General features: G+C 72.2%; 23 protein-coding genes and 1 pseudogene. 11 read left to right on the plus strand and 13 right to left on the minus strand.

From position 1 onward, the window contains the following. From ABZ192_RS00005 to ABZ192_RS00025, 5 genes are all read left to right on the plus strand, one after another. On the plus strand, window positions 1-1,905 hold a 1,905-nt coding region (locus ABZ192_RS00005; RefSeq protein WP_356922239.1), incomplete at its 5' end, for a hypothetical protein. Between the two features lie 242 nt (window positions 1,906-2,147). Further along, window positions 2,148-2,708: a TerB family tellurite resistance protein gene (locus tag ABZ192_RS00010; RefSeq protein ID WP_356922240.1), complete on the plus strand. Its 561-nt coding sequence runs from the start codon at window positions 2,148-2,150 to the stop codon at window positions 2,706-2,708. Window positions 2,709-2,815: 107 nt separating this feature from the next. Next, window positions 2,816-3,772 carry a class A beta-lactamase gene (gene bla, locus ABZ192_RS00015; protein WP_356922241.1) on the plus strand — a complete coding sequence of 319 codons (957 nt, stop codon included), beginning with the start codon at window positions 2,816-2,818 and terminating at the stop codon, window positions 3,770-3,772. Between the two features lie 43 nt (window positions 3,773-3,815). Next, a complete protein-coding gene (locus ABZ192_RS00020; protein ID WP_356922242.1) occupies window positions 3,816-4,181 on the plus strand; it encodes a DUF952 domain-containing protein in 366 nt (121 codons plus the stop codon). Window positions 4,182-4,202: 21 nt separating this feature from the next. After that, on the plus strand, window positions 4,203-4,904 hold the full coding sequence (locus ABZ192_RS00025) for a DUF4328 domain-containing protein (protein WP_356922243.1): 702 nt from the start codon (window positions 4,203-4,205) through the stop codon (window positions 4,902-4,904). Between the two features lie 7 nt (window positions 4,905-4,911). Here the strand turns inward: ABZ192_RS00025 and ABZ192_RS00030 are convergent, their stop codons facing one another. Together ABZ192_RS00030 and ABZ192_RS00035 are read right to left on the minus strand one after the other, a co-directional pair. Continuing rightward, a complete protein-coding gene (locus ABZ192_RS00030; protein ID WP_356922244.1) occupies window positions 4,912-5,790 on the minus strand; it encodes a putative RNA methyltransferase in 879 nt (292 codons plus the stop codon). Window positions 5,791-5,982: 192 nt separating this feature from the next. Then, window positions 5,983-7,545, minus strand: a complete 1,563-nt coding sequence (locus ABZ192_RS00035) for a carbohydrate-binding protein (protein ID WP_356922245.1) — start codon at window positions 7,543-7,545, stop codon at window positions 5,983-5,985. A 169-nt stretch (window positions 7,546-7,714) separates the two neighbouring features. On the opposite strand from ABZ192_RS00035, the gene ABZ192_RS00040 reads away from it, so the two are divergent. After that, window positions 7,715-8,734 carry a cytochrome c oxidase assembly protein gene (locus tag ABZ192_RS00040; RefSeq protein WP_356922246.1) on the plus strand — a complete coding sequence of 340 codons (1,020 nt, stop codon included), beginning with the start codon at window positions 7,715-7,717 and terminating at the stop codon, window positions 8,732-8,734. After that, window positions 8,721-9,467: a methyltransferase domain-containing protein gene (locus ABZ192_RS00045; protein WP_356922247.1), complete on the plus strand. Its 747-nt coding sequence runs from the start codon at window positions 8,721-8,723 to the stop codon at window positions 9,465-9,467. Before ABZ192_RS00040 ends, ABZ192_RS00045 begins: the two co-directional genes overlap by 14 nt. On the opposite strand, the gene ABZ192_RS00050 is transcribed toward ABZ192_RS00045, so the two are convergent. From ABZ192_RS00050 to ABZ192_RS00090, 9 genes are all read right to left on the minus strand, one after another. Beyond that, window positions 9,440-9,943, minus strand: a complete 504-nt coding sequence (locus ABZ192_RS00050; protein WP_356922248.1) for a hypothetical protein — start codon at window positions 9,941-9,943, stop codon at window positions 9,440-9,442. The two genes, ABZ192_RS00045 and ABZ192_RS00050, sit on opposite strands and share 28 nt — an antisense overlap. Then, window positions 9,927-10,418, minus strand: a complete 492-nt coding sequence (locus tag ABZ192_RS00055) for an RNA polymerase sigma factor (RefSeq protein WP_356922249.1) — start codon at window positions 10,416-10,418, stop codon at window positions 9,927-9,929. The genes ABZ192_RS00050 and ABZ192_RS00055 overlap by 17 nt, the downstream gene beginning before the upstream one ends. After that, on the minus strand, window positions 10,415-11,056 hold the full coding sequence (locus ABZ192_RS00060; RefSeq protein ID WP_356922250.1) for a class F sortase: 642 nt from the start codon (window positions 11,054-11,056) through the stop codon (window positions 10,415-10,417). The genes ABZ192_RS00055 and ABZ192_RS00060 overlap by 4 nt, the downstream gene beginning before the upstream one ends. Beyond that, a complete protein-coding gene (locus tag ABZ192_RS00065; protein WP_356922251.1) occupies window positions 11,053-11,460 on the minus strand; it encodes a sortase-dependent protein in 408 nt (135 codons plus the stop codon). Before ABZ192_RS00065 ends, ABZ192_RS00060 begins: the two co-directional genes overlap by 4 nt. Before the next feature lie 200 nt (window positions 11,461-11,660). Then, window positions 11,661-12,299: a response regulator transcription factor gene (locus ABZ192_RS00070; protein WP_356922252.1), complete on the minus strand. Its 639-nt coding sequence runs from the start codon at window positions 12,297-12,299 to the stop codon at window positions 11,661-11,663. Continuing rightward, window positions 12,296-13,501 carry a sensor histidine kinase gene (locus tag ABZ192_RS00075; protein ID WP_356922253.1) on the minus strand — a complete coding sequence of 402 codons (1,206 nt, stop codon included), beginning with the start codon at window positions 13,499-13,501 and terminating at the stop codon, window positions 12,296-12,298. Before ABZ192_RS00075 ends, ABZ192_RS00070 begins: the two co-directional genes overlap by 4 nt. 5 nt (window positions 13,502-13,506) lie before the next feature. Beyond that, window positions 13,507-15,711 (minus strand): MMPL family transporter, encoded by a 2,205-nt coding sequence (locus tag ABZ192_RS00080; RefSeq protein ID WP_356922254.1) that lies wholly within the window; start codon window positions 15,709-15,711, stop codon window positions 13,507-13,509. 111 nt (window positions 15,712-15,822) lie between these two features. Further along, on the minus strand, window positions 15,823-17,805 hold the full coding sequence (locus tag ABZ192_RS00085) for a glycoside hydrolase family 97 catalytic domain-containing protein (protein WP_356922255.1): 1,983 nt from the start codon (window positions 17,803-17,805) through the stop codon (window positions 15,823-15,825). Between the two features lie 170 nt (window positions 17,806-17,975). Further along, window positions 17,976-19,634 (minus strand): alpha/beta hydrolase, encoded by a 1,659-nt coding sequence (locus ABZ192_RS00090; protein ID WP_356922256.1) that lies wholly within the window; start codon window positions 19,632-19,634, stop codon window positions 17,976-17,978. A 711-nt stretch (window positions 19,635-20,345) separates the two neighbouring features. Between ABZ192_RS00090 and ABZ192_RS00095 the strand changes: the two are divergent. From ABZ192_RS00095 to ABZ192_RS00105, 3 genes and pseudogenes are all read left to right on the plus strand, one after another. Continuing rightward, window positions 20,346-20,957 (plus strand): annotated as a pseudogene (locus ABZ192_RS00095) (transcriptional regulator); the annotation flags it as partial. Between the two features lie 151 nt (window positions 20,958-21,108). After that, entirely contained in the window at window positions 21,109-21,627 is a 519-nt protein-coding gene (locus ABZ192_RS00100; RefSeq protein ID WP_356922257.1) for a DUF6415 family natural product biosynthesis protein, read from the plus strand. Next, window positions 21,624-22,019, plus strand: a complete 396-nt coding sequence (locus ABZ192_RS00105) for a hypothetical protein (protein ID WP_356922258.1) — start codon at window positions 21,624-21,626, stop codon at window positions 22,017-22,019. Before ABZ192_RS00100 ends, ABZ192_RS00105 begins: the two co-directional genes overlap by 4 nt. A gap of 30 nt (window positions 22,020-22,049) precedes the next feature. On the opposite strand, the gene ABZ192_RS00110 is transcribed toward ABZ192_RS00105, so the two are convergent. Continuing rightward, the gene (locus ABZ192_RS00110) at window positions 22,050-23,231 is read right to left on the minus strand and encodes a M20 family metallopeptidase (protein ID WP_356922259.1); all 1,182 of its coding nucleotides are present in this window, start codon (window positions 23,229-23,231) and stop codon (window positions 22,050-22,052) included. Between the two features lie 56 nt (window positions 23,232-23,287). Further along, window positions 23,288-24,841, minus strand: coding sequence for an AbgT family transporter (locus ABZ192_RS00115; RefSeq protein ID WP_356922260.1), 1,554 nt, complete (start codon window positions 24,839-24,841; stop codon window positions 23,288-23,290). A gap of 114 nt (window positions 24,842-24,955) precedes the next feature. Between ABZ192_RS00115 and ABZ192_RS00120 the strand changes: the two genes are divergently transcribed. Beyond that, complete coding sequence (locus ABZ192_RS00120) at window positions 24,956-25,981, plus strand: Lrp/AsnC family transcriptional regulator (RefSeq protein WP_356922261.1); 1,026 nt, start codon at window positions 24,956-24,958, stop codon at window positions 25,979-25,981. The last annotated feature ends 30 nt before the right edge of the window (window positions 25,982-26,011 follow it).

Consider the following 26,011-nt stretch of genomic DNA (forward strand, 5'->3'; position numbering starts at 1 on the left):
GTGCTGTATTCGAAGAGCACCGCTGACGACGCGACGGCGTCGGGCGACAGCCCGGTGGGCGCAGCGGCCCTGAGCTTCGTGGCGTTGACCGCCGGCACCGCCCTGACGGGCGTGCCGGCCGCCACGGCCGCCGGCAGCGCGGTCCTCGCCGGGAAGACGTGCACGCCGACGGAGGGCTTCTCCGGCTGCCGGCTGTTCGATCCGACCGGTGCCCGGGAGGAGTTCCAGGTCCCGGCCGGCGTCACGGCGCTGGACGTGCGGGCCTGGGGCCAGGGCGGCGAGGGGACTCCCTTCGCCGGCGGCGGCGCGGGCGGCTACACCGCGGGCACCCTCAGTGTCACGCCCGGGGAGCGGCTGTCCCTCGCCGTCGGCGGCCGGCGCTTCGGTGACGCGCTCGGCGGCGCGGGTGGCGACAAGCACGGCGCGGTCGGCGGCAACAGCAGCGGCGTCCGCACCGGTGACGGCACGCCGCTGCTCATCGCCGCCGGTGGCGGCGGCGGTGGCTACGGCGGCACGGCCGCCGGCCAGGGCGGCCCCGGTGGCGGCGAGCGCGGCCAGGACGACACCGGGTCCGAGCGCGGCGGCAAGGGTGCGGCCGGGACCACCGGCGGAACGGGCGGTGGCAACGGCTCCTCCGGCGCCGACGCGTCCGGGAGCGGCAAGGGCGGTGCGGGCGGCTCCGGTTCGGTTGGTGCGGGCGGAGGCGGCGGCGCCGGTTACGCGGGCGGTGGCGGTGGCGGCGGCACGGACGACGACCGGGGCGCCGTCGGCAGCGGTGCGGGCGGCAGCAGCTACGTCGACGCGGACCGGGTGACCGGCGCGCGGCTGCTCAGCGGCGACCGCACGGTGGCCCCCGCCAAGACGGACCCCTTCTGGCAGCCCGCCGATGAGCGGGTGCGCGGCGGCATCGCCGAGGGCGGCGTGAACACCGAACGCTCCGGCGACGGGCGCATCGTCTTCCAGTGGAAGACCCCCGCGATCGCGGAGGTGACCCAGGCTTCCGGGGCCGGCCAGACCATCCAGCCGGGCGGCGACGCGGATCCGGTGGCCGTGGTGGTCGAGGACAAGGCCGGCAACCCGGTCGGGAACGCCTCCGTCACCTTCACGGTCGAGGACCCGGACAAGCTCGGCGCCTCGTTCTCCATCAAGGACGGCGCCGACACCACCGAGCTGGCCGTGCCGACCGACGCGCGGGGCCGTGCCCGTTCCGCGCCGCTCAGGACGGGTCTCGGCAAGGAGGGCGAGTTCACGGTCCGCGCCGAGGCCGGTGGTGCCTCCACGGTCTTCACCGTGAAGGTGAAGAAGTCGGCCTACACGGTGAGCGTCGCGGGCGGTGACGACCAGCGCGCCGAACAGGGCGAGGCCTTCGAGGAGGCCCTCCAGGCCCGCGTGGTCAGGTCGGGCGTCACGGCACCGGCCGGCACGGAGGTGGAGTTCCGGGTCGAGGACGACAGCGACGACGCCCCCCGCTTCGAGGACGGCGAGCAGGTCGTCCGCGTGAAGACCGACGACTCGGGCAAGGCCACGGCCCCGACCCTGACCGCCGGTGAGGGCACGGGCACGTACACGGTCGCCGCGTCGGTCGGCGACGCCATGGCCCAGTTCGCGGTCGAGGTCGTCGCCGGTCAGGCGTCCGGCTCTCCGTCCCCGAGTCCCTCGACCGATCCGAGCGCCTCGGCCGACCCCAGCCCGTCGCCGAGCGCGAGCGCGTCGGGCACGACCGGCGGCACCGGCTCCTCGACCACGGGCGGCACGTCGACGGACCTCGACAGCGGCAGCCTCGCCTCGACCGGCGCCGGAGGCATCGGCATCCTCCTCGGGGCGGCCGCGGCCCTGGCCACGGCGGGCTTCGTGGCCTTCCGCTTCGGCCCGCGCCTGAAGCTCCGCTCGCGCGACAGCGCGTGACGCGGCGGGGATGCGGCGGTGACAGCGCCTTGACGCGACGTCACAGCGTCTGACAGCACATCACCGCGGCTGCCCGCACCCGATCACCGGGTGCGGGCAGCCGCCGTTCCGGTGGCGAATGAAGCAGACGGTGAGAGAGGGGCGCGTTTTGCGGAACCTTTGCCCGGGGGTCGGGCGTTGATCCGGTGAGCGCGCGGGAGCGGGTTCGCGAGATGACTTCCGACGATTACCGAGGTGACTCCATGGCAGTCTGGGACAAGCTCAAGGACCAGGCCAAGGCTCTCCAGCAGAATCAGGGCGGGCGTGGCGCCACCGCCGGCCACAGCGGCGGGCCCAGTGGGGGGACGCGGTCCGGCGGTGGCAGCAAGGCCCAGCTGATCGGCGTGCTGAAGACGCAGCTCGGCTCGCTGAAGACCGAGCTGAAGAGCGGTGCGTACCGGGACGCGAGCATGGCGGTCTGCGCGCTGGTCGCGGCGGCCGACGGACAGGTGGACCCGGCCGAGCGGCAGCAGGTCGAGTCGATGATCCTGAGCAACGACGTGCTGCAGAACTTCCCGCCGGAGCAGCTGCGGCAGCGCTTCAACAAGCACGTGGACCAGCTGACGATGAACTTCCAGCACGGCAAGGCCGAGGCCATGCAGGAGATCGCCAAGACCGCCAAGAAGCCCACGGAGGCCAGGGCCGTGATCCAGACCGGCATGGTCATCGCCGGTGCCGACGGCCACTTCTCCCAGGCCGAGGCGCAGGTCCTGCGCGAGGCCTGCGCGGCGCTGGGTCTGTCCCCGGCGGAGTTCCAGCTCTGAGTTCCAGCTTTGAGTCCCGGCTCTGATCGGCGACCCGGCTCACCGAACAGGCGGCGGCTCGACCGGGCCGGTCGTCCGCCGCCTGTTCGGTGAGAGGAGCACCACGCATGTCCGTCGACGGGCCCGTCTCGTCCCGCCGCGCCGTGCTGGCCGCCGTGGCGTTACTTCCCCTGGCCGGCTGCGGCACGGGAGGCCGGGAAACCGACCGCGCCGACCGAGCCGCCACGACCAGCCGGCCCGCCCCGGAGCGGAGCAGCCGCACCCCCGCCCCGCCCGTCCGCCGCCCGCGCCTCGCGGACCTGGAGCGCGAGTACGGCGCCCGCGTCGGCGTCTACGCCCTCGCGACCGGCACCGGCGCGACGGCGGTCCACCGAGCCGACGAGCGCTTCGCGTTCTGCTCGGTCTTCAAGGCCCTGGCCGCGGCGGCGGTCCTGCACCACCGCTCCCTCGACGGCTTGGAGCGGCGCGTCACCTACACGCGCGCCGACCTCAAGTCCACGTCGCCGATCACCGGACGGCACGTCGCGACCGGCATGACCCTGCGCGAACTCTGCGACGCCGCCGTCCGCTACAGCGACGGCACGGCCGGCAACCTGCTCATGCGCGACCTCGGCGGCCCCGCGAAGCTCACCGCCTATCTGCGCGGACTGGGCGACAGCGTCAGCCGCATGGACCACTTCGAGCCAGAACTGCACGAGGTTCGCCCTGAGGACCCCGGCGACACCACCACCCCCCGCGCCGTCGCCACCGACTTCCGCGAGCTGCTCCTGGGCAAGGCTCTGCCCGCCGGGGAACGCACCCTGCTGACGGACTGGGTCTCGCACAACGCCACCGCGGTCGGCGCCCGGCGCATCCGGGCCGGGCTGCCCAAGGGCTGGCAGGTGGCCGACAAGACCGGCACGGGCAACTGGGGCAGGGCCAACGACATCGCGATCGTCCGCCCGCCCCGCACCGCCCCGCTCGTCCTGGCCGTCATGACCGACCGGCCCGGCTACGATGCCGAACCCTCCGACGCCCTGATCGCGGAAGTCACCGCACGCACCGTCACGGCCCTGGGGTTCTAGAGCCCCCGGGCCACCCGGACCCCGGGTGGCCTATAACGGGGCCATGATCTACCACTCCGTACCGCTCACCGACTGGCAGGCCGCTCCCGACGGGCCGTACGCACCCGCCTCCCTCGCCGAGGAGGGCTTCGTGCACTGCTCACCGGACGAGCCGACCACGCTCGCCGTCGTCAACGCCTTCTACCGGGACGCGCCCCGGCCCCTGCTGGTGCTCGCCCTCGACGAGACCCGTCTCACCGCGCGGGTGGAGTGGGAGGCGGCGGACCCCGCCCCGCCGCCCGGGGTCGACGCCGGCACCCGCTTCCCGCACGTGTACGGCCCCCTCGACCGGGACGCCGTCGACCACGTCCTGGAGGTGCGGTGGGACGAGCAGGGCCGGGCCGTAGGGCTCGGGGACACGAACGGGTGAGCGGTACGACAGGATGACCCGGTGAGCGATCAGGAACCACCCATCACCGACAAGACCCCCGCCCCCACCCCGGGCCCCGCCCTGCGCCCGGTCCGTGGCGCGGCCCGCTGTGCCGTCGCCGCGCTCGGCCTCGCCGCGCTGGCATGGGTGGCCCGGGCGGTCTGGCACATCCGGCTCGCCCTGACCGGGCAGCCGGCCTCCGGCCCGCCGGACCAGGGCGGCGGCACCCACCGCCCGCTGACCGCCCTGGAGGACTCCTACCATCTGGTCAGCTCCGTGGGCGCCGCCGTCACGGTGGTCTGCGCGCTCGTGTTCCTGAACTGGCTGGACCGCGTGCGCGACAACGCCCGTGCCCTGTCGGGCACGGAGCCGCGGTACGGGTCTCTCTGGCTCCTCCTGGGCTGGATCGTCCCCGTGGTGAACCTGTGGATACCCCGGGGCATCGTCGCGGACGCCCACCGGTCCGTCTTCCCCGACCGTCCGCTGCCGGCCGTCGTGAACTGGTGGTGGGGCCTGTGGCTGGTCGGTCTGGCCGGTGGCATGGGCCTCCTCTACGCCGACTCCACGGACGAGGTCATCGCCCGCGCCTACACCGACGTCCTGCCCCTGCTCGCCGCCGACGCGGTGATCGTGGCGGCGGCCGGGACCGCCGCCCTGATGATCCGCACGCTCACCACGGCACAGCAGCAGCGCCTGGACGAAGCCGCAGGCACCGCCGCTTGAGCGGCTCCTAACGTTCCCGAGGCCGGTACACCGACACGACGAACGAGGCGGTCACCCGCATCGGCACCGCCAACTCCCCGACTCGTCGCCGTAGTTCCGCCTCCCGGACGTGATGCGCGGCCGGACTCATCATCACCAGACCGGCGACGTCCCCGGCGCCGAGGCTCATGACGTACTCCAGCGACTCGGCGCGCTCGTGCCGGAAGCGGTCCGCCAGAGTCCGGCGCAGGCGCTCCTCCTTCCTGGGGTCGACGTCCAGCAGCCCCACGAAGCCGCGCAGTTCGCGCAGATGCCGGTCGCTGGGCGTGACGACGAGCAGCGCGCCGTCCGGCCGCAGGACACGGTGGAACTCCGGCCCGTTGCGGGGCGCGAACACATTGAGCACGAGATGGGCACAGCCGGAGCGGACCGGCCACGGCTGCCAGACGTCCCAGCCGACGGCCTCGGCGCGGGCGTGGGCGCGGGCCGCGGCGCGCAGGGCGTGCGCCGAGCTGTCCAGCCCGAGCCCCATGGCCCCGGGGAGCGCGTCCAGCACCGGCGCGAGGTAGCGGCCGGTGCCCGCCCCGGCGTCCAGCACGACGGCGTCGGGCGGGGCGAGTTCCGTGGCGAGCCGGGCGAGGGTACGGGCGAGCGGGTCGTAGTGCCCGGCCCGGAGGAACGCGCCGCGGCACCTGACCATGTCGGCGGAGTCGGCGCTCGCGGCCCGCCGGTGGCCGGTCAGCAGACTGACGTAGCCGTGGCGGGCGATGTCGAAGGTGTGCCGGGCCGCGCACCGCAGCGCGCCGTCGGCGCGTTCCAGGCCCGAGGGGCACAGGGGGCAGGTCAGGACGGTCAGCAGCCGGTCGGACGGGCGGTGTCGGCCGGTTCCCGCAGGGGTGGTCGGCATGGATGCTCCTCGACAGCTCGGCGGGACAAGAGGCCTCGGCCGGGCTGGATACAGGCGGTGGACGGAGAGTCGTCGGCGCCCGCGAAAACGGCGGGCACGCCGAGGACGGCGACGTGATCGATTCACGTCGCCGTCCTCACCGCGGTGTCAGAGGAAGCAGTGCGGAATGCCGGTGCATGCCATACGGCCAGGCTACCGGCTGCCGCCGAACGTCACGACGAGCCGTCCGTCCGAGCCGAACGACCAGCGCAGGGCCCCGGCGTAGGAGGAGCAGCGGGAGCCGTTCGAGCCGGACCAGAACTGGTTCGAGCTGTCGGAGTTTCCGATGATCCGGTCGTTCGACCCGCTGTCGCAGGAGGTGTTGTTCCGGAACACCGACGTGCTGCCCGAGTCGAAGTTGAAGTTGCGCTGCTCGTTGCCGACGCTCACGTTGTCCGAGATCTGCATCGCGCCGGTGTTGCTGTTGTAGGTGAAGCCGTGTTTGCCGTTCTGGTAGGCGATGCTGCGCCGGACGACGTGGTTGACGCCGATGTCGTCGCCGCCGAGCTTGTAGCCGTTGCGGTCGCCGTTGCCGGCCTGGGAACCGTCGCTGAGGGTGCCGTTGTCGTAGGCGAGGGAGTCCTCGATGGTCACGGCGCCGATGGGGCCGGTGTCCGTCTTGGTGTAGAGGTCGTAGCCGTCGTCGATGTTGTTGTGGGCGACGGTGTAGCGGAAGACGTTGCCGGGGCCGACGGTGAGCTTCGGGGCGAAGCCGTCGGCGTCCTCGCCGTCGGAGTCGACGTTGTCGTGCGACTCCGCGCTGAGGATCAGGTTGTTGGACGGCCACTGGTCCTTGGGCGTGCTGGACAGCGCCCGCGAGAGCTGGAGCCCCGAGTCGCGGTTGAAGCGGGTCACCGTGCGCTCGATGACGTTGTTGCTGCCGCTGAGGAAGATGCCGTTGTCGCCGGCCCGTTCGACGACGACGCCCTTGACGTGCCAGTACGACGCGTTGACGGCGAGACCGCGGTTGGCCGGGTCCTCGCTCTGGGCGGAGAAGTTCAGTACGGGGGTCTCGCCCGGGTAGGCGAACAGTTCCGTGCGGTCGCCGGACGTGCCGTTCCTGCCCGCCGGGATGGTGACGGTCTGGGAGTAGCGGTACGTGCCGCCGCGCAGGTAGATCGTGCCGCCCGCGGAGATGCGGCTGATCGCCGAGGTGAGGGTCGTCGGGTTCGACTCCGTACCGGCCGCGCCGTCCGTGCCGCCCGGGGACACGTACAGGACCGGGCCGGTGGGCTGCGGGTCGCTGCCGCTCGTCTCGACGTCGGCGTAGTCGATGTTGGGCAGGCCGGCGGAGGTGGTCGGGGCGAGCCGGACGGTGTTGCCGCCCGACCGCAGCGGCACGGTGAGCGTCTTGGTCGCCCAGGTGTTCCAGGCGCCGGTGCCCTCGAAGGACGTGGTGGTGACCGTCGTGCCGTTGACCACGACGTTCGCGGCGCGTGCGGAGGTCGTGCCGTTGGCGAAGCGGACCTTCAGGGTCGCCGTGCCGGCGGTGGACGCGGTCACGGTGAACTGGGCGTAGCCGCCCGTTCCGTTGTCGCCGTTGCAGAAGCCGGTGCCGGAGTATCCGGCCCAGTTCGCTTCGATGGCGCCGGCGCAGACGGCCGGCGACGTCTCGGCCTCGTACCGGACGGTCGCCGCCTGTGCCGTGTTCCCGGACAGTGCGACGAGGCTGCCGGCCAGGAGGCCGACGGACGCGATCACTGGTCTCAGGTGCATCTTCGTCTCCAGAGGGTGAGAGCGGACGCAGGGGACTGGCTGGAGTAAGCGCTTTCTGGGAACGTAGAAGCCTGCCGTGAACGCGTCAATAGACGTGTACATGATTCTCATTCATATTCATGAACTCTGGGCCGTCGGTCCCCTTACCTTCGACGGCTACCGTCCGCCCGTGAGCGAACTGTCGGCCGTGTACTTGCCGGAGCTGACCGCCGGGCGGCTGCTGGGCTCCTGGCGGCTGGACGTGCCCGCGCTGCTGCTGGTGGTCCTCCTGGGCGCGCTCTACGGCCTCGGTGTCGCGCGCGTCCGCGGCCGCGGCGGCTCCTGGTCGCTCGCGCGCCTCGCCGCGTTCGTCCTGCTCGGGCTGGGCACGATCGTCGTGGCCACGATGTCCGGGCTGGCCGTCTACGACCGTGAACTGTTCTGGCCCGCCGCCGTGCAGAACGTCGCCCTCGACCTGCTCGCGCCCCTGGGCCTCGCCCTCGGCGACCCGCTGCGGCTCGTGGTCGAGGCGCTGCCGGAGGGCGGTGCGGAACGGGTGCGGCGGGCCATGACCGGCCGGCTGGTCAGGACACTGACGTTCCCCCTGGTCAGCACGGTCCTGGTACTGGCCACGGAACTGACCGTCTACTTCACGCCGTACTTCGCGACCGCGCTGCGCGTCGGCTGGCTGCACGAGCTGATGTATCTCCATCTGCTGGCCGCCGGCTGCCTGTTCGTCCTGCCGGTGCTCACCCGCGAACAGGCCCTGCCCGCCTGGTGCACCCACCCCGTCCGGGCGGCCCTGGTCTTCCTGGACGGCATCGTCGACGCCCTCCCCGGGCTGGTCGTCATGACGCACGGCACCCTGATCGCGGGCGCCTGGTACCTGCACCACGCCCCGCCCTGGTCCCCCGACGTCCACCACGACCAGCAGATCGGCGGCGGCGCCATGCTGGGCATCGCCGAACTGGCCGCCCTGCCCTTCCTGCTGACGATCCTCGCCCAGTGGTCCCGCGCCGAACGCGCCCAGTCGGCGGCACTGGACCGCCGGCTGGACGGCGAACTCACCCCGGCCGCCCCGGAGTCCGGGGACGGACCGGCTCCCGAACTCGTGCGCCCCTGGTGGGAGACCGAGGAGAGCGAAGTGGCGGAAAGGGTGCGACGGCAGGGACGGGGCGCCGGGCAGGCTGACCCGTATGGCGACCTATGACACGCTCGGCACGGCCTACTCCCGGACACGGCGGCCCGACCCGCGGATCGCCGCGCGCATCCACGCCGCGCTCGGCGACGGCATCACGGACGTCCTGAACGTCGGAGCGGGCACCGGCTCGTACGAACCACCCCAGACGGCCCTCGCGGTCGAACCCAGCCGGGTCATGCTCGACCAGCGGCCGCCGGGAGCCGCACCCGGTGTGCGGGCCGTCGCGGAACACCTGCCGCTGCGGGACGACGCCGTCGACGCCGTGATGGCGCTGCTGACCGTCCACCACTGGTCCGACCTCGAGGCCGGGATCAGGGAGCTGCGCCGGGTGGCCCGCCGCCGTGTCGTCGTCCTGACCTGGGATCATGAGGTCTTCCGGGAACGCTTCTGGCTGCTGCGGGAGTACCTCCCCGAGGCGGCCGCGTTCGACGACACCCGTGCCGTGCCCGCCGCCCGGCTGGCCGAGCTGCTCGGCGGCGCACGGCAGGAGACGGTCCCCGTCCCCCACGACTGCACCGACGGGTTCGCCGCCGCGTACTGGCGCCGCCCCCACGCCTACCTCGACTTGCGGGTGCGGGCGGGGATCTCCCTGTTCGCCCAGACCGGCGAGGACGTCATCGCGCCCGGCCTGGCCCGGCTCGCGGACGACCTGACGAGCGGCCGCTGGCACACCCGGCACGCCGGGTTGCTCGCGCTCGACAGCGTGGACGTGGGCTACCGGCTCCTGGTGGCCGACCTCTGATCCGTGTCCGGGGGAGCCGCCGACGGGATCGGCCGGGCCGGGGTCGGTGTCGACGACGTGGTGTGGGGCGCGGCCGTCGGGCGGGCCGCCTCGCCGGGGGCGCCGGGGCGGGTCGTGGCCGGGGCCGGGGCCTCGGACGGAGGCGCCGACGACGGTGAAGGCGACGGCGTCGACGCCGGGGGAGAAGGAGTCGGTGCCGTGCTCGCGGGGGGCGCCATCGGGACCGTCGGGGAGCGGGCGGGCTCCGAGGCCGTGAAGCGGAGGGGGAGGGCGATGAGGGCCGCCGCCGCGCAGCACAGGCCCGCCCCGGCGGCGACGCGCAGCACCCGCCGTCGGGTCGCCCTGCGGCGGACCACCTCGTACTGGCCGGGGGGCGCGCCCAGGTAGTCGGGGGAGGAGGGCCGCAGGATCACCGCGAGCGGGTCGTCGAGGCCGGACTCCCGGTCCTCCGGATCGTCGTCAAGGCGTGTGGTCAAGGCTTCTCCTCAGGTGGGCGCGGAGCAGTTCCCGGGCCGCGTGCAGGTCGGCCTTGACGGTTCCTTCCTTGCGCCCGGTCAGTACGGACACCTCCCGGATCGGCATGTCAGCGTAGTAGTGGAGCAGGATCGGGACGCGGAGTCGTTCCGGGAGCGACTGCACGAGCAGCCGCACCGACGGGTCGGTCTGCTCGGGGTGGGGCCGTACGGCGGCTTCCGAGGTGACGCGGTGCATGGCCCTGCGCTCGCGCTCCAGTTTGCGCCAGTGGTCCCGGACGAGGTTGGCCGCGGTGACGTAGAGGAAACCGCGGGGCTCCTCCACCTTCGTCCAGCGGGCCCAGAGCCGGGTGAACGCCTCCGAGGCGATCTCGTGCGCCGTCTCGTCGTCGTCGACGAGCCGGCGGCACCAGCCGGCCAGGCGCGGGTAGAGGGCGGCGAACAACTCGGACGCGGCCTTCTCACGGGACCGTTTCAACGCTCTCCAGGGGTGTCGGTCTCGGTGCCGCTCAGCGCGGCGAACACGATCACGTTGTCCGCGTATCCGTCGCCGGTACGCGCGCCGCCGCACGTGATCAGCCGCAGCTCCGGGCGGTCCACGTTCCCGTAGACGTCGTCCACCGGAAATCGGGTTCTGGGGACGGTCCGTACCTCCGTGACGGCGAACTCCGCCGCCGTGCCGTTCTCCAGGCGCGCCACGATCCGGTCGCCGCGGCGCAGCTCGGTGAGGCGGCGGAAGACGCCGGCGCCGTACCTGCCGACCGTGACGTGCCCGAGGATCACCGACGGGCCGGTCTGGCCGGGTGTCGGCGAGTGCCGGTACCAGCCCGCCCGGTCGTCCGCCGTCACCGGCGGCACCCGCACCGTGCCGTCCGGGGCCAGGCCCAGCCGGATGACCGGGGTGTCGACGCCGATGGCCGGGACCAGCAGCCGGACCGGGACCGAACGGGCCAGGGGGCGCGCCTGCCCGGCCGGGACCGTCCGGTGCGGGGACCGCGGCCGTGGTGCGGTGGTCCCGGAGTCCGGCGCCGTCCCCTTGGACCCCTGGCCCGCGCAGGCCGTGAGCAGGGACGCCAGCGCCGCCGTGGTGAACGCGCGCCTGGAGAACGCGGTCATGCCCCGGTCGCCCGGCGACGCCGCACGACGACGAACGTCCCGCCGCCCAGGGCGAGCACCGCGGCGGCGCCCGCGCCGATCGCCGTGCCGCCGACGCCGGAATCCGAGGACGCCTCGGTCACACCGGTGTCGGGCGCGCCGCTCGGGACGACGGAGACCTGGTCGTCGCCATCGGCCGGTGCGGGAGTCGGCGCGGCGCTCTCCGCCGGGCGGGCGCCGCTCTGGTCGCGCGTCGGCTCGGCGGGGGCGGCCGTCGGCGCGGCGCTCTCCGCCGGCTCGGGGGTGTGCGCGGCGGCCGTCGGGACCGGGCTCGGGGTCGTCGCCTCGCTCGCGAACGCGGGGCCGGTGCCCAGGAGTACGGCGGTGCCCGCGAGGGCCAGGGCGGTGAGGACGGTTCGGCGCATGGGAACGCTCTCCTTCGTCGGTCCCGCCCGGTGGAGGGCGGGGTGCGTGACGGGTCGAGCGGAGAGACGAGGCGGCCGGGGGGCGGGTTGTAAAGAGCTGGCAAAGTCCGCGAAGCCCCAGGCACGCTGTGCCGGGCCGAGGGCATCCCCGCTGACGGGCGGCATCGGGCCATGACGGCTCGGCAGCTGGACGGCGACGGCTAAGGCCTGTGCAGCAGCCCCCGTTCCATCGCCACTACCACTGCCCTCGTGCGGTCGTTGACGTCGAGCTTGGCGAACAGGCGGAGCAGATGGGTCTTCACCGTGGCCTCGGCGATGACGAGGCGGCGGCCGATCTCGGCGTTGGTGAGGCCGTCCGCGACCGCGTTCAGGACGTCCGCCTCCCGGGCGGTGAGCGGGATCTGGGCGGGCTGGCGCATGCGGGCGACCAGGCGTTCGGCGACCCGGGGCGCGAGCACCGTCTCCCCGCGTGCCGCCGCGTGGATCGCGTCGGCCAGTTGCTCACGGGTGGTGTCCTTCAGGAGGTAGCCGATCGCCCCGGCCTCCACCGCGCGCTCGATCTCCGCGTCCGTGTCGTACGTCGTCAGGATCAGCACCCGGGTGCGGGGGAAGCGCGTCACGATCTCGGTCGTGGTGTCCACGCCGTCCAGGACCGGCATCCGCAGGTCGACCAGGGCGACATCGGGCTCGTGGCGCTCGACGAGGGCGAGGGCCGCGCGGCCGTCGCCGGCCTCGCCGACGATCTCGATGCCGGTCTCGGAGGCCAGCAGGGCCACCACTCCGGCCCGCATGACGGTGTGGTCGTCCACGACGATGATGCGCAGTGGGCTGTCCGTCACGCCGTCGCCCCGTTCTTGGAGGCGGTCGGCGGTATCAGCGCCAGCACCCGCGTCCCGTCGCCCACCGAACTCGTCACCGTCAGTCTCCCGCCCAGCTCCGCCAGCCGTTTGCGCATGCCGTCCAGGCCGAAGCCCGACGACGACTCCACCACGAACCCGGTCCCGTCGTCAGTGATCTCGAGCTCCACGCCGTACGGCTGCCGGGCCAGCACCACCCCGACGGTGGAGGCGCGGGCGTGCTTGCGCACGTTGGCCAGGGACTCCTGCGTGCAGCGCAGCAGCGCGATCCGGGTCTGCTGGTCGCACTCCAGGTCCTCCAGGTCGGCGTCGACGGTGAGGCCGGTGTCCTCCGCGAAACGGTCCAGGGTCCGGCGCAGGGTCTGCGCCACCGAACCGACGGCCGCCTGCCCGGGGCGCCGGGGCGAGCCGACCAGCTCCCGGGCCTCGGCGAGGTTCTCCCGGGCCGTCGACTCGATCGACCGCAACTGCTGGGCGCTGCGCGCCGGTTCGGAGTCGAGCCCGGCCCGGGCCGCCTCGGCCAGCACGATGATCGAGGCGAAGCCCTGCGCGAGGGTGTCGTGGATCTCGCGGGCCATCCGCTCCCGTTCGTCCGCCGCGCCCTGCCGCTGGTGCGCCTCCGACAACTCGGCCTGTGCCTGCTCCAGTTCGGTGATCAGCCGCGCCCGCTCGGCGCTCTGCCCGACCACCGAATGGGCCCACAGTCCGATCAGCGCCCCCACGGCGACGACGAGCACCGTGGACACGAGCGTCTCGGTGAAGAACTCCACGGTCCAGCCGTCCTGCCGCAGCACGGTCGCGGCCAGCGTGGCGGCCGCGGCCAGCCCCAGGAACGTCATCGAGGCCTTCGGCGTCCGCCCGAACATCCAGTAGTGCGGCAGCGTCACCATGAACAGCGCCGCGTAGTTGCCCCGCAGATACGCCAGCCCGCCGAGCGCGACCACCAGCACCGACAGATAGACGTGCGGCCGTACGACCGGATTGGCCGGGAAGCGGTCCAGGACCGCGTACGACAGCACCACCCCGCCCAGCAGGACCAGCGCCACGTACTTGCTCTCGCCGGGCCGGTCGATGGCGACGAGCCCGGCGGCCATCACGGCGAACAGCAGCCAGCACACCGTGTTCCAGCGGCGCAGTGACGTGGCCCAGAGGGCGTCGGGGGTGTCCCCGGCGAGAGCGGTCATGCCGATCAACGTACGTCGACCGCCGGACGGGAGGGAGACCTTTTCTCCGGGGCGGCGGCCGCCCGCCGCCCCGGGCGCGAAGGCCACCAACTCGCCTCGCCCAGCAGCAGCATCGCCGCCGGCAGCACCATCACCCGGACCACGAACGCGTCGATCAGCACGGCCGCCGCCAGGACGAAGCCCATCTGCTTCATCTCGATGATGTGGAGGAAGACGAAGCTGGCGAACACCGTCGTCATCACCACCGCCGCGCTGGTCACCACGCTCGCCGAGGAGCGGATCCCGTCCAGCACGGCCTGCCGCGTGGGCACGCCCGCGAGTGCCGCCTCCCGGATGCGGCTCACGACGAACACCTGGTAGTCCATCGACAGCCCGAACAGGATCACGAAGAGGAACAGCGGCACACGGGACCCGATCGACCCGGTGGACTCGAAGTCCAGCAGCCCCTCGGCCCACGTCCCCTGGAAGACCAGCACGAGCAGACCGAGCGCCGCCGCCGCGGACAGCAGGTTCAGGGCGACGCCGAGCAGCCCGAGCACCACCGAACGGAAGGCGTACACGGTCATCGCGAACGTCACCAGCAGCAACGCGCCCAGCACCAGGGGCAGTTTGCCGTTCTGGTGGGCGGGATAGTCGGCGTAGCGGGCGACGTCCCCGGACACGCCGTACTCGGCGCCGGTGATGCGGCCGACGGTCGCGGGCAGGAAGCCGTCCCGCAGCCGGTCCAGGGAGTCGTACGCCTCGTCCGAGTTGCCGAGGTACGGCACCTTCAGTTCGAGGGTGTGGGTGCGGTCGTCGGCGGAGGCGCGGACCGGCGAGGCGCCGCTGAACAGCGGGTCGGCCTCGGCCCGCCCGGCCACCTCGCGCAGCGCGTCGGAGATCTCCCCCGACCGCGAGGCGTCGGCCCGCACGACGACCTGGTGGGTCACCCGCCTTTCCGGGAACGCCTCGTTGAGCCGGTCGTAGACCTGCATCGCGGGGATGTCGCGGGAGTGTGTGTCCCGGCTCATCTCGGTGATCTTCAGTCCGGCCAGCGGGACGACGAGGGCGAGGAGCGCGAGGACCGAGACGCACAGGGTCGCCAGGGGGTGCCGGGCGGCGGGCCGCAGCAGAGCACTCCACACCCGGCCGCCGCTGGTCCCACCGCGCACGAGGCGTACGGGCTTGCCGCGCTCGGCCCGCCGCAGTGCCCGGTGTTCCGCCCGCCGTCCGAGCTTGACGAGCAGCGCGGGCAGGGCCGTCAGCGAACTGGCCACCGAGACCAGGACGACCACGATGGTGCCGGTCGCGAGGGAGGAGAAGATCACGTCGGAGGCCAGGTACAGCGTCGCCGTGGAGGCGACCACCGCCAACCCGGAGACGACGACCGCGCGGCCCGAGGTCGCGGCGGCCAGCTCCACCAGCGCCTCCGAGGAGAGCCGCCCGCCGGAGCGGGCCCGTTCCTCCCGCTCCCGCTTGAGGTAGAAGAGCGTGTAGTCGACGCCGACCGCGAGGCCGATCATCAGGATGACGTTGGTGCCGACCCCGGCGTCGGGCGACACGTGCGAGACGACCATGGAGAGCCCGACCGCCGCCGCGATCGACGACAGCGCCAGCAGCAGCGGCACCCCGGCCATGGTCACCGACCCGAACACCACCAGCAGCGTGACCAGGGTGACGGGAAGGGTGATCGCTTCCGAGAGCGCCAGGTCGTCACTGCGCTGCTTGTCGACTCCCTTGCTGACGGAAGGGCTTCCGGTCTCCTCCAGCAGCAGCGCGGGGTGGCCCTTCTGCACCGCAGAGGTCTGCGCCACGAGCGCGTCGACCTTGTCCTTCGCGTCCCGCTCCTCGCCCTTCAGCGCCACCTCGACCATCAGGGTGCGTCTGTCCTCGGACAGCAACGGGTCGGCCACGCCCGCCACGTCGGGCAGCCGCCGCATCCGGTCGGTCAGATCGTCCGCCGCGGCCCGGGCGGCGCCCTCGTCGAGAGCACCGCCCGTGCGGGAGGAGATCAGCACCTGCTCGGCGGCCCTGCGCTCCAGGTGCGCCTCGGCCGCCAGGGCCTCGGCGCGGCCGGCCTCGCCGACCCGGTAGTCCGCCGTCGTCGCACTGTTCGTGCCGACGGCACTGCCGGCCCCCAGACACAGGGCCACGAACACCAGCCAGCCGGCGATCGCCCGCCAGGGGTGCCGGGCACTCCAGCGCGCCACCCGCACAGTCAATGAGTTCATGCCCGAAAGCCTGGCTGAGCTGGGCAGTTGCCGGACAGAGGCACTCGGTTGAACCTGCCGTCCACCGGCCGGTGGACGGCGGCCCTGGGGAAAACCCCACCTTCTCCCGGATCAGCTCGGGGCCAGGACGACCGCCTGGCCACCCGCCGGGGCCATCGCCACGTCGAGCGTGTCGGCGGCGGTGACGGTCCGGGTGCCGACCACGACCGGGGTCCGGAAGGGGCTGGTACCCGGGGTGCCGTCGGCGTAGACCGTCGCCGTGTAGGTGCCGCTGCCGAGGAAGGACAGGGGCAGGGGCAGCGTCCTGGACGACTCGTTGGTCATCGCGCCCAGGTACCAGGTGGCGCCGCTGCGGCGGGCGACCGCGATGTACTCGCCGATCGCGCCGGCCAGGGTGCGGCTCTCGTCCCAGGTCACCGGCACGGCGTTGAACCACGGCAGGCCGGGCCAGTTGGCCGGGTTGGCGTACTTGGACGGCTTGTCGTACCAGAAGAGGAAGTTGAGGGGCTGGTAGTAGACGGCGGCCATCGCCATCTGGTGGGCGTTGGTCGTCTTGTCGCGTGACTGGCCGTAGCAGATGGTGTAGTCCATCGGGCCGCCGATGTTGCGGGCGAACGGCAGCGTCACGTTGTGGGTGGCGGTCGGGAACTGCTCGTTGCCGCGCACGCCTTCCAGGCTGATCCAGTTCGGGTACGTCCGCTCGTAGCCGAACGGCCGGACGTCGTCGTGCATGTCGATCAGCAGCTCGTACTTGGCGGCCGTCTTCGCCCAGTCGGTGATCTGGTTGGTCATGGACTGGGTGCCGTCGTTGATGAAGCCGAGCTTGATGCCCCGCACGCCCCAGCTCTTGTAGAGGCCGAAGAGGGAGTCGGCGTCGGTCAGCGCGAGCCGGTTGACGTAGAGGAAGACGCCGATGCCCTTGCTCGTGGCGTACGAGATGACCGACGGCAGGTCGATCGCGGGGATCGGCTTCGTCGCGTCCGGAGTGGTGAACTCCGGGCCGTACCAGCCGGCGTCGTACTCGATGTACTCAAGGCCCCGGTCCACGGCGAAGTCGACGCCCGCCAGGCCGGCGGCGGTCGAGAGCTCGCAGCGGAAGACCTTGCCGGGCTTGATCCAGGAGGTGTCGGTCAGGGCGTTCGGCGGCGCCAGGTTGAGCACCAGCTCGGCGTTGTCGACGAGTTCGGCGTGGGTGGCCCCGATCACCACCGCGCGCCAGGGTGTGGTGAAGGGCGTGGTGACGGTGGAGGTCGTCTCCACCGGGCCGGTGCCGCGGGCGGTGTGCTCCATCAGGAAGGCGGCGAGGGTGTGGGGCTCACCGGCCACGGAACCCAGCATCAGCCGCGGGTAGTCGAGGCGCGAGGACTCGCAGACGCAGGCGATGAGCCCGCCCGTGAGGGTGGCGGTGAGCGGAAGGTCGGTGAGCGGGCCGTTGTCCGTGGTGGATGTGCCGGTGACGGGTATGGAGCCCGGCGCGACCGGCTCGTAGGCGTTCTCGTCGCGGGCGCTGTAGACGGTGGTGCCGGCGGGGAAGACGAACGTGGTCAGCTCGTCGGCGACGGTGGCGGTGCCCTCGCCGAGGAGGAGGTAGCGCAGGGCGACGCCGGTCCGGTACGCGCGGACCTGGACGCCGAAGCGGGTGCCCGAGGCGCGGTCCTCCAGGTCCCAGCGCTGTTCCTGGTAGTGGTCGGTGACGGTCGCGTTGCGGCCGTAGACCGGGGTCCAGGTGGTGCGGTGGGTGCCGTACCGCTCCCGGACCACCCGGACGTCGGCGCCGAGGACGGTGCCGTCGCCGAGCCTGAGGCCCAGGGCCGAGGTGTCGATCACCGTGCGGCCGTTGCGGCGGGCGGACCAGTGCAGGGCGCCGTCCACCAGGGACAGGGTGACGGCGGTGCCGCCCATCCGGGCGGTGACGCTCTCCGGGCGGCCCGGCTGGTCGTCCTCGGCCCAGGCGGGCCGGGTCGTGGCGATCCCGGCCGCGGCCAGCCCGGCGGTGACGGCCGCGCCCTTGAGCACGACCCGGCGGGAGGCGGCCGTCGGCTGACCGGCCGTTCTGTCCGCGGCGGGCTCTTCCCGGTCTCCAGAGGCTCTCATCGTGGGGACCTTCCCTTGCGGTAAGTGGTAGTAACCGGTTTCTGCGAGTGCAGTTCTACGTGCCCGCGCGAGAGGGGGTCAAGACTCGCGAGGCACCGGAAACGCGCACACCCCGGGTCCGGGCCCGGTGAGGCCCGGCACCCGGGGTGCCGCAGTGGGTTCTCGGTCGGTCAGCGCAGGGAGCCGAGGCGGTCCAGGCGGTCGTTCACACCGTTGCGCAGTTCGCCGAGGGTTGTGCCCGGAGGGGCCACCTTCGGTGTGGCGGACGGCGGCTGGGTCTCGTCCGCGCAGGTCGTGCCGCGCGCCGGGACCTTCAGGTCCACCAGGTAGCCGGTGACGGCGTCCGTCGCACAGACGCTGCGCCCGAAGGCGGTGTGGCCCTCGGCCTGGAAGGTGAGCAGCCGGCCGTTGTCGAGCGTGCGGGACAGGGCCACCGCGTCCCGGTACGGGGTGTCCGGGTCACCGGTCGTGCCGAGCACGAGGATCGGCGCGGAGCCCTTCGCCCGGAAGGAACCGTCGTAGCGGCTGGGCTTCTCGCCGGTCCACTGGGCGCACGTGGTGGCGTGCTGGTGGTCGTAGAGCGGCGGGCCGTAGGCCATGGCCGGGCCGAGCAGCGGGGCCAGCTCGGCATTGGTGGTGACCTGCCGCTTCAGCAGGGCCGGGCTGCGCGGGTAGTCCTTGTCGACGCACTCGACCACGATGTTCGGGTTGAGGAAGTCGAAGCTGGCCGGGGACGGCGGCCGGAGCAGGAACGAGGTGGTGTCGCGCTGCTGGGCCTTGCGCAGGGCCTGGCCGAGGGAGGGCCAGATGACCTTGCCCTCGTTGATGTTGAACATGAGGCGGTAGACGACGGTGTAGCCGTTCGCCTGACCGCCGTTCGCGGTCGGTACGGGGTTGGCGTCGAGGTCGGCCTTGAGCTTCTCGAACGCGGCCCGGGGGGCGCCGTCCCCGAACCCGCACGTCTCCTGGTCCGCCTCGCACCAGTCGAGGAAGCGGCTCATCGCGCCGTCCAGGGCCAGGTACTGGGGCCGGTCGTAGGCGTACGGGTGGTTCGCGTAGTGCTCGGGGTCGTATGCGCCGTCGAGGACGAGGGCGCGCACCCGCTCGGGGAACATCGCGGCGTAGACGGTCCCGATGTAACTCCCGAACGACCGCCCGTAGTACGTCAGTTGCTCCTCGCCGAGGGCCTGACGAAGCAGATCGATGTCACGGGCGACGTACCCGGTGCCCACGTACGGCGCCAGCTCGCCCGCGTTGTCCTTGCAGGCCTGGTCGAACGCGGCGCCCTGGCGGACGGCGGTCTCGTAGGCGTCCGGGCCGGGGGCGCCCTTGGCGGCGGTGACGGCCTGCGTGTACGTCGGGTCGTCCCAGCAGGTGACCGCCGAACTGCGCGCGACGCCGCGTACGTCGTATCCGAAGACGTCGAAGGAGTCGCGCAGGGCGGCGGGCAGGCCGGCGTAGTTGCCCCGTACGAAGTCCACGCCGGAGTTGCCGGGCCCGCCGGGCTGGAGGAAGAGCGTGCCCTTCTTCTTGGCCTGGTCCGGGGCCTTCTTGCGGATGACCGCCAGGGTGATGGTCTTGCCCTGCGGGTCGCGGTAGTCCAACGGCACGTCGGCGTTGGCGCATTCGAAGCCGCCCTGGCAGTCGGACCAGGACAGGGACGGCACGGCCGGCTGCCCGTCACCGGGTTCGGGCTGGGTGGCGATCGCCTGGGCGGCGGTTCCGGCGACGGTGAAGGAGACGGCGGCGGCGAGGGCGATCCTCAGACGCGGGAAGCGTCTGCCTGCGCGGGTGCCGGACCTTCTCGGTCCATGGGCTTGCTCGGTCACTGTGGTGGTTCCCCCTCGGGCGCGGCGCGTGTGCCGTCTCCTGTGGTGCGGCTGGGTCGTTGAAGTTTCTAGCTCAACTGGAGGGGTAAGGGAACGGCGATCACTCTTGTGGCCCGCCTTCCACGTGACCTCCCCACTACCCGGCGGTAGTTGCGATCCCGTTCACTTGCGGAACGGTGGAGGGTACGCGGTGCCGCGCCGCCTGGGACCCGCTGCGTACCCTGAGGGCATCCCCGGTCAAGTGCCGGTGCCGGGCAGCCGGTTCACCTACGCGAATTCCTCCCCCACCGAAGGATCGTCCAACGTGTCGCTGTCGAAATCACCCTGGGCATCCTCCCTGCTGCAGCACGGCTGAGCATGTTTCCGGTCCCGGGCTTCGGCATCTACGGCGACGGGGACACGGTCAACGTGGAACTCGTCTCCTCCGAGGTGGACATCACTGACGTGAAGGGGGTCGCCCTTCACCAGAAAGCGTTCGTTTTGCTGCGTGAGAAAACTGCCTACGGTGACGCGGCAAAGGAATTGATGCGGAAGGCCCGGTCTTTCTGGGACGGCGCTTAAGGATTGCCCCGTAACTCGTCAATTCGTGAACGATGGTCGCGTGGGCCGAGCCAGGGCCGGACCGAGGCGAGAGCCGGCCAGTGCCCTGATCGTGTTGACCGCCCCGGCAGGCAGTGCTGGAGGCAGCAGGTGGACAGCATCCCCGCCCACCTGTCGACCGTTGCCCTGGACCGCATGGCCTGGGCCGCCGAGCGTGCCTCGGATCCGTGCCTGGGCGCCGTCCGCCAGTACATGCGTGCGCTCGTCTATTTCCGCGAGGGCGAGTACACGATCGGGCAGCGCCTCGTCACCTCCGGGCACGGCATCGTCAGCCAGGCCGAGGTAACCCGGGAGTCGCTCGCTGTCGCAGGGCAATTGCACCTCGGTGCGTCCGTCATCTCCGCTCGCGCCGAGGACGAGGCGGCTGTCGATCAGCACATCACCGAGGCCGGCGGGATCGCGGAACGCATCGGCGACGCCTCCGATGTGCACTGGCTCTCCTTCGGTCCTGCGAACGTGGCCATGCACCGTATGTCCGCGGCAATCGAGATGGGTCAGTACGACGATGCCCCGAAGCAGGCGCGCAAGATCCGTCTTCCCTCGGCGATCGCAGCATCCCGACGCGCGCACTTCCTCATCGACCGGGCCCGCACGGAGGTGGAGACCGGGCACACCGACAAGGCGTTGGAGCACCTCTTGAAGGCTCCCATCCGTGTCCTGGTCCATCTGTCTCGTCGCACGCCCGACACGCTGAGTCACATGGCCGCGTGGATCGGGCTGTAGGCCTGCGACAACTCTCACCGATCTGTGAGAGTTCCTCACTCACTGTACCCATATGGTCGGTAGTGTGAGACGGATCACCTCGACCGTGGAGGCCCCACCCATGTCCGCGAACGAGCGAGAGCGAGACCAGGACCCACCAGACCTCGCGACCATGCGAGAGACCGCCCGGCGGCTTCTGGGCCCCGACTCCGGGCCGGACGCCCTCCCGCCCGCCGACGCGGAGCTGGGCACACTCATCGCCCAACTGCGCGGCCACCTAGAACTACTGATGCCCGAGGTCGAGCAGGCGGCCGGGCGGCTGCCGACCAACAGCCCGGCCCGCCACGGCGCCTTGACCTGTGCCGGAGAGGCCCGCCGCAAGATCCGCGTCCCCGAACCGAGCCGTGCCCGGCTGAGCGGCAGCGTGATGTACGCCCGTAGGCTCGCCCGCGTCCTGGTCACCCTGTGCGAGCACTACGAGATCGTCAGCGCGGGAGTGGCCGAGACGCCCGAGCAGACCGCGTTCGTGCGCCTGGGGGACCACTGCCTGACGTGTCCGACCTGCCGGGCGATGGACGAGGAGGGCGCGAACCTCGGGCTCCCCTGCGAGATCCACGATCGGCTGTACGACGAGTACCGGGAAGCCCGGGCCCGGGGCCGCCGCCGTCGCGCTGTGGAGGCTCCGGCGTGACCACCGGCGAGACCATGATGCCCGACGCCGGGTTCCGAGAGCTGTGCGAGCAGCTGGTGCGTACTGCGACGTCGCCCCTCGACCGGGCGGCCGTCCAGGCACTGGTCGAGGAGCGGACGATCCTGGAAGTGGCCGCCGTACGGCACGCCCTGATCGTCGACAGCGAGCACGGTCCGACGGCTCACTTCGAAGGGCTGTCCGGGTGGCAGCACACGCTCGGCTTCGACGAGGAGCAGCGCTCGTTCCTCGGCCTGGTCCTGTCGATGGTGGGCATCGGGCTCACCACCGTCGCGTCCGTGCAGGACCTCGACGAACGCCGCCTGCCGATCATCCTGCGGGCGATCCTGCGACTCGCGGGCAACGACACCATCGCCGTCGGCACCCGTATGTAGTCCACCGAGTCGCCCAGTTGACGCCATGCCTCAGCCCCGCAACGGCCCGGCCAATCGCGCCAGCAGGCCCGCGACCAGGGCCGTCTGGGTGGGCACCGTGTCGGGATGGATGAACTCGCCCCGGGCGTGGGCGCCGTCGCCGATCGCGCCCATGCCGCACAGGACGGGCAGGCCGAGGGCGGAGATGAAGTTGGCGTCGCTGGCACCGCCGACCGCGGCGTTGGGCAGGTCGTCGCGGCCCTGGGCGCGGGCGACCTCCCGGGCGAGGCCGAGCAGGGGGGCGGACGCGGCGTTGAGGGTCATCGGCGGCCGGTTCCAGGCGTGGTCGATGTGGAGGCGGACGCGGGGGTCGCTGACCTCGATGGCGTCCAGTTCGGCGTCGACCCGTGCCTGTTCGGCCTCGCTGCTGACCCGGATGTCGACGCGGGCGGTGGCCTGCCCCGCTACGACGTTGGTGGCCGAGCCGCCCTCGATGAGCCCGGTGTTGATGGTGGTGCCCCGGTCGGGGCGGGCGACGGCCGCGGCGGCGACCACGAACTCGGACATCGCGGTGATCGCGCTGGCCCCGTCCTCGGGCGCCAGCCCGGCGTGCGCTTCGACGCCGGTGGCCGTGACCCGGAAGATCCCGGAGCCCTTGCGGGCGGTCTTGACCGCGCCGTGGGCGGTGGGTTCCAGCACGAGCGTGGTGTCGGCCTTCCGCGCGACCTCCTCGATCACCGGCCGCGAGGACAGGGAGCCGATCTCCTCGTCGCCGTTGAAGAGGAACGTGACGGTGGGCACGGGGCCGCCGTACTCCCGGGCCAGCTTCAGGGCCCAGATGCCTTGGGCCAGGCCGGTCTTCATGTCGAAGATGCCCGGCGCGCTGAGCTTCTCCCGGCCGTCGTCGGACGCCTCCGGCTGCTCCCATCCGGCGAGGGTGCCGGTCGGCCACACGGTGTCGTAGTGGCCGACGAGTGCGACGTGCCCGCAGCCGGTGCCGGCGTAGGTGAGGGTGAGGGTGTCGCCGCATGCGCCGCCGGGGTGACGCTGTTCGCGGTCGGGGCGGCCGAGCCGGTGGACGGTCAGTTCGCGCAGGAGGTCCAGGCCGGCGGCGAGGGCGGGCAGGTCGTGGCTGCTGGTCTCGTGGCGGACGAGGGTCAGGATGTCGGTGACGATCTCCGGCGCTACGTCCTGGGCGCGGGCGGTGAGGGCGGCAGCGGGTGTTGCGGTCATGGTCTGCTTTCTCGTACGGAGGCGGGGGCGGCGTTCCTCGGCGGAAGGTGGGGGCGTCAGTTGATGCCGAACGGGATGCCCAGCAGGTACCAGGCCACGAAGAACGCGATCCAGACGACCCAGACGACGGCGGCGATCGGGATCGTGAAGGAGGCGAGCGTGCCGATGCCGGCGGACTTGCGGTGCTGCTGGATGAAGCCCAGCGCCATGACGAAGTACGGGCTCATCGGGGTGACGCAGTTGGTGACCGAGTCCGCGACGCGGTAGACGGCCTGGGTGGTCTCCGGCTCGATGCCGATGAGCATCAGCATGGGCACGAGGACGGGGGCGGCCAGCGCCCACAGGGCGGAGCCGCTGGTGATGACGAGGTTCATGAACGTGATCAGCACGGCGATGCCGACCAGCACGGCCCAGCCGTGCAGGTGCAGGTCGCGCAGTGTCTCCGCGCCTGTGACGGCGAGGATGTCGCCGATGTTCGTCCACTTGAAGTAGGCGAGGAACTGGGAGATCGCGAAGAACAGGACGAGGATCGGCGCCATCGACCGGGTGCCGTCGACCATCGCGGCGATGATGTCGCGTGGGGCGGAGAAGCTGCCGGTCATCCGGCCGTAGACGGTGCCGAGCACGGCGAAGAACACGCCCAGCACGAGTGCCATCCCGCCGATCAGCGGGGAGTCGACGATGCCGCCGTCCTCGCCGCGCAGGGGTGAGGACGCGGGGACCATGGCCAGGGCCGGGAACGCGAGGAAGCCGACAGCGACCAGCCCGGTCACGCGCAGCGCGCGGCGCTGCTCCCCGGTGACCTCGATCGCCTCCAGTTCGCCGGCGTCGAGCGCGGTGACCGGCTCGTCGGGCTGGAGGTCCGAGCGGCGGGCGAGGACCTTGTCGACGACGAGCGTGATCACCAGCGCCACGAGGACGGACGAGCCGAGCCCGAAGAAGTAGTTGGCGACCGGGGTGACGACGTAGTGCGCGTCGATGGTGTGGGCAGCGGCGGTGGAGATCGACGACAGCAGGACATCGGTGGTGGTGAGCGACGGGGAGGCGTCGTAGCCGGCGGATATGGAGACGTAGGCGACGATGCAGCCGAGCACCGGGCTGCGGCCCGCGGCGCGGAATATGAGGGCGCCGAGCGGGATGAGGGTGACGTAGGCGGCGTCGCCGGCGACATGGCTGACCATGGCCGTCATCGACAGGGCGAAGGTGAGGTACCGGCCCGACACCCGCGCGACCATGCGGCGCAGCAGGGCGGAGAACAGTCCGCTCCGCTCGGCGACGGCGATGCCGAACATCACGGTGAGGATGGTGGCCAGCGGAGGGAACGCCGCGAAGTTGTCGACGGCCCCCTCGACGGCCATGGTGAGGCCGTCCTTGCTGAGCAGGCTCTCCACCCTGATGGTCTCGTGCGTGCCGGGATGCACGGCGCTGACGCCGACCGCCGCCAGGACGGCGCTGAGGACGGCGACGACCCCCGCGAGGATCCAGAACAGCCAGAACGGGTTGGGGAGTTTGTTGCCGACCTTCTCGATCGCCGCGAGAACGCGGAACGCGGTGCGCAGGAGTCTCGACTGCGGCTCGGTCGGCTGAGGCTGGGCGGAGGTGGCACTCATCGGTAACCCTTCGTGCTTTCGAGGGATGTTCCTGCGAATAATGGCAGCGGAGTGAGAGATTCTCTAGACCCTGGCTGTAACGGTGGGATTAATCGGCGGTCTAAGGTGGGCGCCATGACCCGCCCTCTCCTCGACGAGCTCGACCGGCGCCTCATCGGAGCGCTGCATCTGGCACCCCGGGCCACCTGGGACGACATCGGCGGGATCCTGTCCGCCGACGCCAGCACCCTCAAACGCCGTTACGACCGGCTGCACGAGGCCCGGATGATCCGCGTGATCGGGCAGGCCGACTGGGGCATGCACACCACGGCGATGCCGGTCCACGTTTTCCTGGACATTACTGGCGAAACGCCGCTTGCCGTCCTGGACCGGCTCCGTGACCTGCCCCACCTTCAGCTCCTGGCGCAGATCTCCGGCGACTATCCGCTCTACGCCGTCGTCCACGCCCCCTCCGAGGCGGCCACCAGCGAGGCGATCGACCGGATGTTCTCCGTCCCGGGTGTCCGCCGCGTCAACGCCCTGCCCGCGCTCAGCACCCTGCGCCGGGGCATCACCTGGGACCCGCAGTTCCTGACCGACACCGAACGGGCTGCCCTGCTCGAACTCACGGGCGCCCATCCCGAGGGCGCCGCCACCGCGACACCCCCGGCCAAACCCCTCAGCGAGGCCGAGCGCACCGTCGTCGCCTTGCTGATCCAGGACAGCCGGGCCTCCGCCGCGAGCATCGGCCGGGCCGCGGGCCTGGCCACCTCCACCGCGCACCGGGTCGTCCGCCGGGTCCTCGACGAGGGGTGGGTCAAACCGCGCCTGGAGATCGTGTCGGAATGGCTCGGCTTCCAGACCCCCTTCATGCTTCGCCTGCGCGTCGCCCCTGGTGAGACCCCCGACGTCATGCACCGCATCGACCGGCTCCCCCAGACCCGGCTCGTCGCCCACGTCGCCAGCGACATGTCCGTCCTCGCCACCGGCCTGGTCACCGACCGCTCCGCCGTGGCGCTCTTCGTCGACCGCGAACTCGCCCGGATCCCCGGCATCCTCACCGTCAGCGTCGACGTGATGCTCGCCGAACCCCGCCGCTACTGGCTGGACCGGGACCTGACCTCAGGGCTCGGCGAGTTCCACGCGCCGCCGCTGCTGTGAACCGCACTGCTGTCATATCCAGGACGAGGA

Origin of the sequence: Streptomyces sp. NPDC006235 (assembly GCF_040613735.1) — a bacterium.
Lineage (GTDB): Bacteria > Actinomycetota > Actinomycetes > Streptomycetales > Streptomycetaceae > Streptomyces.

What these genes read in the sequence shown, in the direction of transcription:
- ABZ192_RS00115 (WP_356922260.1), bottom strand. Translation starts at nt 24,841, where the DNA reads ATGAGTGCCACCTCCGCCCAGCCTCAGCCGACCGAGCCGCAGTCGAGA.
- ABZ192_RS00075 (WP_356922253.1), bottom strand. Translation starts at nt 13,501, where the DNA reads ATGACCGCTCTCGCCGGGGACACCCCCGACGCCCTCTGGGCCACGTCA.
- ABZ192_RS00120 (WP_356922261.1), top strand. Translation starts at nt 24,956, where the DNA reads ATGACCCGCCCTCTCCTCGACGAGCTCGACCGGCGCCTCATCGGAGCG.
- ABZ192_RS00035 (WP_356922245.1), bottom strand. Translation starts at nt 7,545, where the DNA reads ATGCACCTGAGACCAGTGATCGCGTCCGTCGGCCTCCTGGCCGGCAGC.
- ABZ192_RS00020 (WP_356922242.1), top strand. Translation starts at nt 3,816, where the DNA reads ATGATCTACCACTCCGTACCGCTCACCGACTGGCAGGCCGCTCCCGAC.
- ABZ192_RS00100 (WP_356922257.1), top strand. Translation starts at nt 21,109, where the DNA reads ATGCGAGAGACCGCCCGGCGGCTTCTGGGCCCCGACTCCGGGCCGGAC.
- ABZ192_RS00065 (WP_356922251.1), bottom strand. Translation starts at nt 11,460, where the DNA reads ATGCGCCGAACCGTCCTCACCGCCCTGGCCCTCGCGGGCACCGCCGTA.
- ABZ192_RS00085 (WP_356922255.1), bottom strand. Translation starts at nt 17,805, where the DNA reads ATGAGAGCCTCTGGAGACCGGGAAGAGCCCGCCGCGGACAGAACGGCC.
- bla (WP_356922241.1), top strand. Translation starts at nt 2,816, where the DNA reads ATGTCCGTCGACGGGCCCGTCTCGTCCCGCCGCGCCGTGCTGGCCGCC.
- ABZ192_RS00030 (WP_356922244.1), bottom strand. Translation starts at nt 5,790, where the DNA reads ATGCCGACCACCCCTGCGGGAACCGGCCGACACCGCCCGTCCGACCGG.
- ABZ192_RS00060 (WP_356922250.1), bottom strand. Translation starts at nt 11,056, where the DNA reads ATGACCGCGTTCTCCAGGCGCGCGTTCACCACGGCGGCGCTGGCGTCC.
- ABZ192_RS00045 (WP_356922247.1), top strand. Translation starts at nt 8,721, where the DNA reads ATGGCGACCTATGACACGCTCGGCACGGCCTACTCCCGGACACGGCGG.
- ABZ192_RS00080 (WP_356922254.1), bottom strand. Translation starts at nt 15,711, where the DNA reads ATGAACTCATTGACTGTGCGGGTGGCGCGCTGGAGTGCCCGGCACCCC.
- ABZ192_RS00110 (WP_356922259.1), bottom strand. Translation starts at nt 23,231, where the DNA reads ATGACCGCAACACCCGCTGCCGCCCTCACCGCCCGCGCCCAGGACGTA.
- ABZ192_RS00010 (WP_356922240.1), top strand. Translation starts at nt 2,148, where the DNA reads ATGGCAGTCTGGGACAAGCTCAAGGACCAGGCCAAGGCTCTCCAGCAG.